The organism is Bacillus sp. RCC_6_1, assembly GCF_041360755.1.
Classification (GTDB): Bacteria; Bacillota; Bacilli; order Bacillales; family Bacillaceae_G; genus Bacillus_A; species Bacillus_A cereus.
In genome coordinates, this window is record NZ_JBFUPV010000007.1 from 233161 (window position 1) to 244399 (window position 11239).

Genomic DNA, 11239 nt, shown 5'->3' on the forward strand with positions numbered 1-11239 from the left:
TGATATGCAGGTGAAACGAATGGAAAATAAAATTTATGTATATTAAAATTATACTAAGTTTAACTAATAAGCATCCAAGTTTCTTTGATTAATCACTACATTTTCTTTAGAGCTATATCCACATATAAAAAGACACTATACAGTGTCTTTTTATATGCTTTGTTCCTTTAATCAATAGTAGTTTCCTAATGTAGATAGGCTCCCGTAGATTTCATAAACGCCCTCCTCTATATATTAAGGGGCACTACCTTATGGTAATTATATATATATTTGTAATATTCTGCATATTTTTTATAAACTACCTAAATATTTACAATTATCAGAAGAGTGTTATATTGATAGTAATCTATTAAACATTAAAAGTTTAATAGCAAAAAATAAAGGGGGATATAAATTATGATGAAATCTAAAATCAAGAAAGCTATAGGAGGGATTGCTTTAGCAACTGCTTTAGTTACATCCGCATTACCTGTCAGCGCAGCTACTGAATATGTATGGGTTAGAGATGCATATCCAGGATATGATAATTATGTTTTTGATAGCGCAAAGCAACGAGTTCAAATTTGGTCTGGAAATAATTATTTTTATGTAGATTGTGATTTTGTTGAATATGGTAAATGTTTTGTGAAAAGATAAATAGAAATCAAGAAAATGCCAACTTTTTTGGCATTTTCTTAATTTCTATTTGTATTATGTGGGTCACCATACATGCCCATCAGCTTAAGAAAAATAAACGCCCTAAAACGAAAAAAATGAGCTAACTTCTCAAAGTAACTGCCTGTAGAGAAAAGAAATTTTCGTTTAGGGGGTACTTCAAAACCTTAGCTTGATAGCGATGTGGGGACCCCTTTTAAGGTAGGAATTTTAAATTTATATTTTTAAATATTTGAATGATTTAAAAACAGTCTGATCTATGCTAAAATGAATATGATATGAAAGATTGCTGATATATTTGCTATTGTAAAAGTAGTATTGATGGAATTATGTTGGTTCAAGTTAAAGCAAAAGACATCTATTAAGGTGTCTTTTGCTTTAATGTAATTTACTAAGAATAATGAATCTACTTAACTAATTGCTGTTGGATTTCCTTAATTAACAGTTTAGCACCTTCAGGACTAAGAACGATTTGAGCATTTGCTAATGATATATTTTTTTCTGAAATATCACCAGTTATTGCACAAGCATCATAAGATTTGTATTTTTGTAAAATGATTTTTTCATCTTCTACAAATATTTCCATAGGATCTTTTTCTACAATTCCTAATGTTCTTCTTAACTCTTTCGGAAGAACAATTCGTCCTAATTCATCTACTCTTCGTGTAACACCTGTTGCTTTCATCTTATCCACCCTTTTTATTTTTTATAAATTTTCATATTTCTAGCTATTAATCTCCTATGAACAAGCAGATTAAATTATGTTTGCTTGGTATCATCTGCATTTAATAGTACAATTATATATCTAAAAAGGGTTTACTAGTAGTAATTTGACTGATTGTATTGAAAGTAGCCTTTATGTAGAAATAAGTAGATTATCTAGATTAGGTAATTTTTGTTGTATAAAATCAAAATGTAAAAATATAAATTGTGTGATGAACACATTTTTCTTTCTTACTACCATACAGAAATTGTCCCCTTAGCTCTTGCTAGGGATTTTTCTATGTATATTATTAATTACATCATAAAAATACACACGTTGTAATAGTTACCTAATTACATATGAAGATGTGCTAAAAATGAATTAGACAGAATTAACAAAAGTAGTAGCGGAAAAAATAGAACTTACACCAAAAGAGGTAGTTGCAGTAACACAGGCTGTATTAGATACGATAATAAATGCGTTAGCTAATAAAGAAAAAGTACAGATACTAGGATTCGGTACATTTGAAGTGTGTGAAAGATCTGCACGTGCAGGACGTAACCCATAAACAGGTGAAGAAATGCAAATCGCTGCTTCAAAAGAACCTACATTTGAATCTGGAATAGAATTAAATGAGACAGTGAAATAAATGTACATAGTGAAAAGGATTTGATATTTTTATCACCCTTTTTTTAATAGCCTTTTTGTTCATAAAACAAAAAAGTATCAACCAAAACATATATTGGATGATACCCCTTCGTTTATAGACATATTATTTCTAAGTACACATCATGCAAAATTTATATAAATAATTTAGATTTCCCAAATAATGTAACCAACTTGTGTTACAATAAACATTTTTCATCAAAAAAAGACCTGCATAAATGCAAGTCAAATATAAATTATGGACTTTCTCTATATAAAGTCACAGAAAAATTTTCATATCAATTATGCGTCTGGTGATGGAAATCTTGCAGCTTCAAAATGCGTACTATTTTCTACATTAGAAATAACTCCAGCTACACTACTTTGTGCAAAAATCTCAACTATATCCCCTGCATTTAACTGAATGATTGATGAAACAGCAACAACATTAGCAAAGTTTATTGGACCAAAAAAATCATTATCTATTGCAATTGCCGGATTTCCATTAACTCGAATTTCTACCCGCGCTCTATAATTTGTGTTTAGATTATTGGGAATGAAAGCAATAGTCCCAATAACAGAATAAACACCTCTTGTCTTTGGAATAAAAATTGATGTAGCTGGATTATACTCATTCGCTAAATCAAATTGTTCATTTTGAAATAAGACCTTAACAAATGTATTTGCTGGTAAATTTTGATTAACTGTGCTCACAGCTCTAAAAGCAGATGCTCTTACAAGATTATATTGGTTATCATCAGAACAACAATTTACTTTTACATTAACCCAAGGTTTCTCCTCATGCTTTTTATCACATTTTTCATAACCCTTACTGCTTCTATGACAATCGTGATATTTCTTTTTGTAATCCTTACAATGATTACAGTAGTAATAAGACATACTAAATTCCTCCTTTTAATTTATTACTACATGCTATGTAAGATAGATTAGTAAAGTTTGGACAATCTGTTACTAATTTTAATAGAATTAAAATTAGGCCTATCAAAAAATAGGTCAGTGAAACAATATAACATGTAAAGCAGAAAAACTTCATTTGAACCTATCTATATCAACACTACAAAATGCTAGAATTCCATTTCTGTTACTTTAAAACCAAGCTCATGTTATACCCAAATCCATAGTTATCAGCTCAATTTCACTTTTTCCTCTGATAAAATGGATCACGTTTCATCATTAGCTGTTGTATACAAATGAATCTTTTACCGTATCATTCTCTCGATGCTTCATCTCAATAATTTTCAGCTGATCTTCATGTCCGTTCCATTTGTTTAGAATGTATCTTATGATTTTTATTGTCCCCCCACATTTTAAGAAAAAGAACAATGCCCCCAACTTAAGCCTGTTCTTCTTGATTTTTCATCCGAACGCACAATACTTTATAGTTTTTCAGCTCCTTCACAACAAGTCTACGCATCTTTTTTTCATCGATATTCTCAAAAATGACAACTGATCCATATGATACGGTTCTTCTCCATTCGATATCCTTACTTAAATAGTTCTCCCGTTTCTTGGTCATGTTATATTTAGACATCCAGATTGTCATCTTTAGAATAAGCAGTTAGTATTTGCTAGCTGCCCTTTTATAAGAATCTAGTTATAATTAAGATTCTTATAATGCAGAAATTCCTATCTTATAAATTAAGCTCGTCACTTGAATTATAAAGATGAGATTACATCCTATAATTTTTTTCAGACTATTGCATATTCCATTTCTGAAAGAAGTGCTCTGCTTTACTGAAAGTGTGTGTAAAAAGAATCACCTTTTTATTTATGACAAAATAAATTTTTTATATAAAGGACACACAATTAAATAAACATAACTACATATGATATATTGTATCCTCTCTTTTTAGATTGTATAGTCGTTACAAAAGGGCACTTTTCTAAGTGCTCTTCTAATTACTTACCAAATAGTGTTTTTTTAAAAATAATGACTACAGAACAATTGGACACATTCCCCAATTTATTTACCCCTAAATCCATGTTAAAATCCCTTTTGAGTACGACATAACTCCCCTCCCAGTAAAGCACTGTAACATTTCATTCAGGGCTTCTTTTTTCATCAAGCCATTAGTTAATTCCACTGACCACCTTGACGTACAAAGTGACGGTCTTGTTTAATTTATTTAATTTTATATATAATAATAATTAAATTCAATTGCACTATTAAAATTCCTAACAGTTATTATTATGGAATCCACAATTGCAATAACTTTACTTCTAACATAGTAATACTTCTCGCTTTTTAATACCTTGGAACGCATATTGGAGTTGCTTCAATTTATGATAATGATTTTGTTTCAAAATTGCACCACCATTAAAAACATATATACAATATCTTGTGCAACTTTTTTATATAAATCTTGATCATAGACTACTTTGAAAACGCTTGTTTTATTTAAAAGCTACACAAAATTGAAAGAAATAAACATACAATGTCGTGTATTCTTTTTCAATGCATGTTTAGATGAAAGAACACTCTCCAGGGTGCTCTTTCATTTTTAAAAAGATTTTGTTTAAAGTATAAAAATAAAAACATATTTAGTTAAACCACTCATATACTTTTATAGTGTTGTTATTGGCATCATGGAGTGCTCTTTAGGCACTCCTATTTTTATGCTTACTAAATAACTACTTTGTTAAAATGAACACTTTATATTTTATAATTAAAATTTATAGACATAAATACATCCTTTAATCATTTTCTTTAGAGTTATATCAATATAAAAAAGCAATGTATATTATCTTTTCTTTATGCAGAAGTAAGCAAAAAAACTTTATAAAAGAGCACAAGTTTATATAAAGTAAGAACAAACGTCATTTTATTTTAGGTAGGAATTGCACTCCCATAGCAACGGCATTGACTTCAGCCGTATTTCAGAAAAGTCTATTCCTTTTATCACTTCAATCAAAAAAGCCACATTCTAATGCGTGACTATACAATAGAAGAATTTCCGTTTGTTTTACTAGAACATATTGAAGCGGTTTAGTATTGACTTAGAAGACAAAACAAGTTAGCTCAGCTGTCTTAAGACAAATTCGTTAGCTAATCAAAAGTAATGATTAACGAAGAAGTCCCCACTTCAAACAGTCCGCTAGGACATTAAGTGGCGGGTAGTTCACGGAAGCATTATCTACTCAAATGTCCATTTTATTCAACAAAAAGAAAGCACCTGCGCCAGTAGACTCTCTTAATGTGATAAGTAGTTTTCAATAAGCATTGAAATAAAATAAGTTACAAACCTGTACTTCGTTTCAATATATGCTTGTCCTTACCAACAAGTGAAAACAAAAGAGCACACTCTTCCAATAAGTGCTCTCTCTTGAAAAAATATAGGGGAACATGTTGGAAACCGTTCAGTATCATTATATGATGATTCTCCCCAACTATAACTAATATATCCATTGAAAGCGTTTAATCTGTAGTTTTTATATAACAAAGAAAAAAGCATCCATTATGAATACTTTCCTTATCTATACCCGCACAACTCTTTAGACATACAAAACCTAAAAAGAGTCTTATGAAACACGTAATGTAATTTAGATATTTTGTTTAGCTGATTGAGATACCGTCTGTTTTCTTTTCTCTTTTTCGCACTTCAATTATAATCAGTTAATATGCATTCTGTCCTATTGTAATTGCATAAAGCTAAGAAATCCGAAAAGGCCTCAAGACTTTTTGAAAAAACGCTCTGAAGTCATATGATTTTTTCTTTTTTATTAGTAAAAGTCGGTTGTACCCCCACTCCCTATCGACTCAGAGGTAAGACATAAATATTCCTCATTCCCCTTAACTTTTACATATGTTTCATCAAATCTTCAGGAATTGCTTGTGCTTGATTTGGATAGATACGAAACTTATAGGCTTTATTCATTATCATTTGATTCACCTCCATTTCGTTGTATGACCATTACACATCGAACATATATTCGACGGATAGTGAAGTAACACTTTATGTATGACGAACAATAAAGATGGCTCCTTACCATCCCTTGTTCGAAGCCAATTCAACTCCCACCTACTCACTTCGCGTTCCTTGAGGAAGGAGTCTTCTTGGCTAAAATGATAAATCAATATTTGCTTACTTTATTTTTTGCATATAAAAGGTTAAGGAGTTGCATATATTCATCTTCTTGTCCAATATCAAATCGTTTCCCTTTAATCATTTTTCCATATACTTTTTTAGTCATAATTAAAGAATGTATCGCATCTGTTAATTGATATTCCCCCCCAACACCAGGTTGAAGATTTTTTAATAATGGAAAGATATCCGGTGTGAAAACATATCTACCTATTACTGCAAGATTAGATGGAGGATTTACTTTTGGTTTTTCAACAATATTTGTAACATCTATACAATCCCCTTTTACAATATTCCCTGCAATAATACCATACTTTTCTACATATTCATTTGGTACCCTATGAATGCCTATTACACTATTTTTCTTCTCTTTATAAATTTTAATTAACTGGCTTAAAGCGGTTTCTTTATCAGAAACTACAATATCATCTGGTAAAAGTACAGCAAAAGGTTCATTACCAATAAATGTTTCACCTAATTTTATCGCTTCACCAAGCCCTTTCGCATATGGCTGTCTTATATAATGAATTTGAATCTTAGGGACAGTAAGCTCTTTTAACAGATGCGATTTTTTCTCTTTTTCCAAAAAAGCTTCCAATTCTAATGATTGATCAAAGTAATCAACTATTAAATCCTTTCTGCTAGAAAGTACAATTAATATTTGCTCAACACCCGACTTCACAGCCTCTTCCACAATATAATGAATTGCCGGTTTATTACCTATAGGAAACATTTCTTTTGGAATTACCTTTGTAATTGGAAGGCTCCTAGTGCCATAACCAGCTGCTGGAATAATTGCTTTTTTAATCACTAATCTTCTCTCCTTCAATTGTTTATAACAATGTATTCAGCACCCTCTGTACCTGCGCATAATGAAATTAAAAGAGGCCTTTACCTTCTGCCTACTTTCATTGCTTATATGAATAGGCCCTTTTACTTGTCACCAATTTAACTTGTCCATCAATATACTGTTACAACTAGTACTAAGTTTAGAAAGGTGATTAGCATATGAAGATATGTATTATAGGCTCTGGTTATGTTGGTATTACATCAGCAGCAGTATTAGCAGACTTAGGTCATGATGTGATATGCGTAGATAAAGATCAAGATAAAATTTACTCTCTCCAAAAGGGAGAATGCCCCATTTATGAACCAGATTTAAAAGAACTTATTCATAAAAATCGAAAACGATTACAATTTAGTTGTGATATTGATAGCACTATTCGACAATCGCCCATTATTTTTATTGCTGTAGGGACTCCTTCTACATCAAGTGGAAAGACGGATTTAAAATATATCTATTCTGTTATCGATCTACTAGTTCCAGCTATAACATCATATAAAACTATTATTACCAAAAGTACAGTTCCACCGGGTACAAATCAGCAAATATGTGAAAAGCTTATTAAATCTGGTGTTTCATCATCCCTATTCAATATTGTTTCTAATCCTGAATTTCTTCGTGAAGGTTCTGCTGTTCGTGATATGCTCCACCCAGATAGAACTATTATAGGAACCCAAAAAGGTGACAAAAAGTCGTTAAAAATTATGCAGAATATATATAAAGGAATTAGTGCTCCTTTTGTTTGTACTGGTCTAAATGAAGCAGAGATGATTAAATATACATCCAATGCATTTTTAGCTACAAAAATATCATTTATAAATGAAATCGCTCGGATTTGTGATGCATATAACATTGACATTGTTGAGGTGGCAAAAGGAATTGGCCATGACTTTCGAATTAACCCTCATTTTCTTCAGGCGGGACTGGGATATGGAGGATCATGCTTCCCAAAAGATTTACATTCACTCATCTATACAGCAAGTGATAAACACGTAGCGGTTCCTATTTTACAAGCTGTACAATCCATTAACTCCACACAAATAGATCTCTATGTTGAAAAGATTCAAAAAGCTATAAAAAATCCCTTTTCAAAAAAAATAACGGTGTTAGGAATTGCATTTAAGCCAAATACGGATGATATTCGTAGCTCCCTTGCCGTAATACTTCTTGAAAAATTAATTCCTCATGGCTATGATCTACATGCTTATGACCCCAAAGCTCTTCTTCCTCCACATTTAAAAAGACAAGTTACACAGCATGATAACCTAGAAACTTCAATCACAAATTCCGATTGCATTATTATCGCAACGGAATGGGATGAATTTAAAACACTTAATTGGAAACAAGTCAAACAAGTTATGAAGGGACGCACAATCGTAGATGGACGCAATTGCATTGAAAAAGATGAAATAGAAAAATACGGATTACAATATATTGGAGTGGGTCGGTCATGAAAATACTTGTAACTGGAGCCGCTGGTTTCATTGGCTCACATTTGTGTCAAGCGTTACTTAAAAATAGTGCATATCATGTAGTTGGAATTGATCATTTCATCGGTCCTACTCCAGCCACTTTAAAGACAGATAATATACAATCTCTCGAATTGAATTCACGTTTTCAATTCATACAAGAAGATATTTTAAATATAGATTTATCAAAACTATTACAAGATATAGATGTTGTTTATCATCTAGCTGCTATTCCTGGTGTGAGAACAAGTTGGGGAAAAGATTTTCAGTCTTATGTTTCAAATAATATAATAGTTACACAGCAGTTGCTTGAATCCTGTAAACACATAAAGTTAGATAAATTTATTCATATATCAACATCTTCTGTTTACGGTGAAAAATCTGGCGCAGTTTCTGAAGATTTATTACCTACCCCCCTATCTCCATACGGTGTTACCAAATTAAGTGGTGAACACTTATGTCATGTTTATCACAAAAATTTTCATATACCAATTGTTATTTTAAGATATTTCACAGTTTATGGGCCAAGACAACGTCCTGATATGGCATTTCATAGATTAATTAAACAACTTTTAGAAGATAAACCTCTCACAATATTTGGTAATGGAACACAAACACGCGATTTCACCTATATTGATGACTGTATACGAGGAACGGTGGCAGCTTTAGAGACCAAAAAAAGTATAATAGGTGAAGTTATCAATATCGGTGGAAAGGAACAGGCTTCCATTTTAGACATCATTTCTATTTTAGAAAAAATATCAGGGAAATCAGCAACCAAAAAATTTCTAAAATCAGTTCCTGGGGAACCGAAGCAAACATGGGCAGATATATCTAAGGCCAATACATTACTGCAATATTCTCCAACAGTTTCTCTATCCGATGGGTTGGAAGCAGAATTTCATTATATAAAACAACTATACAAAGGAGATTAGTTTATGAAAATTGCATATATTTGTACAGAAAAATTACCATCTCCAGCAATTAAAGGTGGAGCAATTCAAATGATGATTGATGGGGTGTCCCCCTATATAAGTCAAGATTATGAACTTACTATTTTCTCTATTTCAGATCCAAGTCTTCCAAATCAAAAAACACAAGATAATGTCAATTACGTGTATTTACCTCAAAAAGAATATGAACAGCATGTTATAAGAACACTCCAAACCAATGCCTTTGATATTATACATGTCTTTAATCGCCCTAAAAATATACCTCTATATAAACAAGCTTCCCCACACAGTAAATTTGTATTAGGTCTTCATAACGATATGTTTGCTGAGCATAAACTATCCATTTATGAAGGCAATCTTATTCTTGAAATGGTTACCGCCATTGTGACCGTTAGCAACTATATTAAACAAACTGTGATTGAAAGATTTCCACAAGCTGAAGAAAAGATTTCTATTGTTTACTCTGGTGTAAATTTAAAACAATCCCCCTCCATCTGGACACCAACAGGACAAAAGATAAGAAATGCATATCGTACAAAATACGGTATCCAAGATAAAAAGGTGATTTTATTTGTTGGTCGATTATGCAAAAATAAAGGACCTGACTTACTCATTCATGCTATGAAGAAAATTATTCAAACACATAAGGATACGGTACTTGTAATTGTTGGTGGTAAATGGTTTAGTGATAACCGAGTAAATAAATATGTTAAAAGACTATATAAAATGGCTAGGCCAATTAAAGAACACGTAATTTTCACCAAATTTATTCCTGCAGATCAAATTCATAATATTTTTCTAATGGGGGATATATTTATATGTAGCTCACAATGGAACGAACCATTGGCACGTGTTCATTATGAAGCAATGGCTGCTGGAATCCCAATTATTACAACAAACCGTGGGGGAAATGCTGAAGTTATAACAGATGAATATAACGGCTGCCTAATAGAACAGTATAATAATCCAATGGAGTTTGCCAGACTTGTCCACGCTTTGCTATCCCAACGAGAATTTGCACAATGGATTGCTGAAAACGGAAGAAAGGTTGTAGAAGAAAACTTTACATTTAAACATACAGCCACAAAACTTGATCAGGTATATAAACAAGTCGCTGAATCTACAAATCAACCTTCTAAAAACTTATTACGCCCTCTCAAAATTCAAATCATTTAAAATACCATTATTATCCACTTTGTTTAGGTCCACAAAATTTAAACATAGAGCTAAATAGAATTAAATATTTTTGATACAAATACAATTTTCTTTCCGTACAAAATTTTTTATAGGATAAACTCGATGGAGTAAAAATGCTACGCTAATCTTTTCCCCATTTCTTTAACCAGATGATTTAATATAACAAGGAAACAATTAAATACAAAATGACTAAAAATAATTGTTCTCGCAATTAAGATTTTTTATCCTTGATTCGGCCAAATGCAAATTTGTATACCTTATCGATTGATATGGATTGCCTCTCATTTCCTTGTGAAATTTCTCTACTATAAAATAAAAATATAGGCTAATGCCTACCTAGGGTCAATCCATTCCTATATTTAAAGGTTCACATTTTCACCTATTATATATGTAGAGAGCAAAAAACGCTTGGGGAAACCAAGCGTTTTTAAGTATCAATTATTTTATGCGTCTTCTTCTTCGCCCTCCTCGTCTTCTTCGTCTTCTTCGTCTTCTTCGTCTTCCTCGTCTTCCTCGTCTTCTTCGTCTTCTTCGTCTTCTTCGTCTTCCTCGTCTTCCTCGTCTTCTTCGTCTTCTTCGTCTTCTTCGTCTTCTTCGTCTTCTTCGTCTTCTTCGTCTTCTTCGTCTTCCTCGTCTTCCTCGTCTTCTTCGTCTTCTTCGTCTTCTTCGTC

At 31.8% G+C, this 11239-nt stretch carries 10 protein-coding genes and 2 pseudogenes; 6 read left to right on the forward strand and 6 right to left on the reverse strand.

The genetic code is table 11. From position 1 onward, the window contains the following. The first annotated feature begins 396 nt into the window (after positions 1 to 396). On the forward strand, positions 397 to 636 hold the full coding sequence (locus tag AB6801_RS20480; RefSeq protein WP_000978065.1) for a hypothetical protein: 240 nt from the start codon (positions 397 to 399) through the stop codon (positions 634 to 636). 424 nt (positions 637 to 1060) lie between these two features. Here the strand turns inward: AB6801_RS20480 and AB6801_RS20485 are convergent, their stop codons facing one another. Next, positions 1061 to 1339, reverse strand: a complete 279-nt coding sequence (locus AB6801_RS20485) for an AbrB/MazE/SpoVT family DNA-binding domain-containing protein (protein WP_000648354.1) — start codon at positions 1337 to 1339, stop codon at positions 1061 to 1063. 403 nt (positions 1340 to 1742) lie between these two features. On the opposite strand from AB6801_RS20485, the pseudogene AB6801_RS20490 reads away from it, so the two are divergent. Further along, a pseudogene (locus tag AB6801_RS20490) lies at positions 1743 to 2006 on the forward strand (HU family DNA-binding protein); the annotation flags it as partial. 299 nt (positions 2007 to 2305) lie between these two features. Here the strand turns inward: AB6801_RS20490 and AB6801_RS20495 are convergent. Beyond that, positions 2306 to 2902 (reverse strand): ABC transporter permease, encoded by a 597-nt coding sequence (locus AB6801_RS20495; protein ID WP_044585220.1) that lies wholly within the window; start codon positions 2900 to 2902, stop codon positions 2306 to 2308. A 454-nt stretch (positions 2903 to 3356) separates the two neighbouring features. Next, positions 3357 to 3539 (reverse strand): hypothetical protein, encoded by a 183-nt coding sequence (locus AB6801_RS20500; protein WP_133300474.1) that lies wholly within the window; start codon positions 3537 to 3539, stop codon positions 3357 to 3359. A gap of 1319 nt (positions 3540 to 4858) precedes the next feature. On the opposite strand from AB6801_RS20500, the pseudogene AB6801_RS20505 reads away from it, so the two are divergent. Next, positions 4859 to 5010 (forward strand): annotated as a pseudogene (locus AB6801_RS20505) (Y-family DNA polymerase); the annotation flags it as partial. Positions 5011 to 5820: 810 nt separating this feature from the next. On the opposite strand, the gene AB6801_RS20510 reads toward AB6801_RS20505, so the two are convergent. Then, on the reverse strand, positions 5821 to 5919 hold the full coding sequence (locus AB6801_RS20510) for a helix-turn-helix domain-containing protein (RefSeq protein ID WP_080009075.1): 99 nt from the start codon (positions 5917 to 5919) through the stop codon (positions 5821 to 5823). Positions 5920 to 6094: 175 nt separating this feature from the next. Then, entirely contained in the window at positions 6095 to 6916 is an 822-nt protein-coding gene (locus AB6801_RS20515; RefSeq protein WP_000591181.1) for a UTP--glucose-1-phosphate uridylyltransferase, read from the reverse strand. A 197-nt stretch (positions 6917 to 7113) separates the two neighbouring features. Here AB6801_RS20515 and AB6801_RS20520 point away from each other — a divergent pair, with 197 nt between their 5' ends. The 3 genes from AB6801_RS20520 to AB6801_RS20530 are packed head-to-tail and all read left to right on the forward strand — an operon-like array spanning position 7114 to position 10547. Continuing rightward, positions 7114 to 8403 carry a UDP-glucose dehydrogenase family protein gene (locus tag AB6801_RS20520; RefSeq protein WP_000686564.1) on the forward strand — a complete coding sequence of 430 codons (1290 nt, stop codon included), beginning with the start codon at positions 7114 to 7116 and terminating at the stop codon, positions 8401 to 8403. Beyond that, entirely contained in the window at positions 8400 to 9353 is a 954-nt protein-coding gene (locus AB6801_RS20525; RefSeq protein ID WP_000699349.1) for an NAD-dependent epimerase/dehydratase family protein, read from the forward strand. Before AB6801_RS20520 ends, AB6801_RS20525 begins: the two co-directional genes overlap by 4 nt. A gap of 3 nt (positions 9354 to 9356) precedes the next feature. Continuing rightward, positions 9357 to 10547: a glycosyltransferase family 4 protein gene (locus AB6801_RS20530; RefSeq protein ID WP_000686383.1), complete on the forward strand. Its 1191-nt coding sequence runs from the start codon at positions 9357 to 9359 to the stop codon at positions 10545 to 10547. Positions 10548 to 11011: 464 nt separating this feature from the next. Here AB6801_RS20530 and AB6801_RS20535 read toward each other — a convergent pair. After that, the coding region (locus tag AB6801_RS20535; protein ID WP_370941154.1) for a hypothetical protein at positions 11012 to 11239 on the reverse strand (228 nt) is incomplete at its 5' end.

Coding starts and splice junctions, on each gene's coding strand:
- AB6801_RS20480 (WP_000978065.1), top strand. CDS start 397: ATGATGAAATCTAAAATCAAGAAAGCTATAGGAGGGATTGCTTTAGCA.
- AB6801_RS20485 (WP_000648354.1), bottom strand. CDS start 1,339: ATGAAAGCAACAGGTGTTACACGAAGAGTAGATGAATTAGGACGAATT.
- AB6801_RS20495 (WP_044585220.1), bottom strand. CDS start 2,902: ATGTCTTATTACTACTGTAATCATTGTAAGGATTACAAAAAGAAATAT.
- AB6801_RS20500 (WP_133300474.1), bottom strand. CDS start 3,539: ATGACCAAGAAACGGGAGAACTATTTAAGTAAGGATATCGAATGGAGA.
- AB6801_RS20510 (WP_080009075.1), bottom strand. CDS start 5,919: ATGGAGGTGAATCAAATGATAATGAATAAAGCCTATAAGTTTCGTATC.
- AB6801_RS20520 (WP_000686564.1), top strand. CDS start 7,114: ATGAAGATATGTATTATAGGCTCTGGTTATGTTGGTATTACATCAGCA.
- AB6801_RS20525 (WP_000699349.1), top strand. CDS start 8,400: ATGAAAATACTTGTAACTGGAGCCGCTGGTTTCATTGGCTCACATTTG.
- AB6801_RS20530 (WP_000686383.1), top strand. CDS start 9,357: ATGAAAATTGCATATATTTGTACAGAAAAATTACCATCTCCAGCAATT.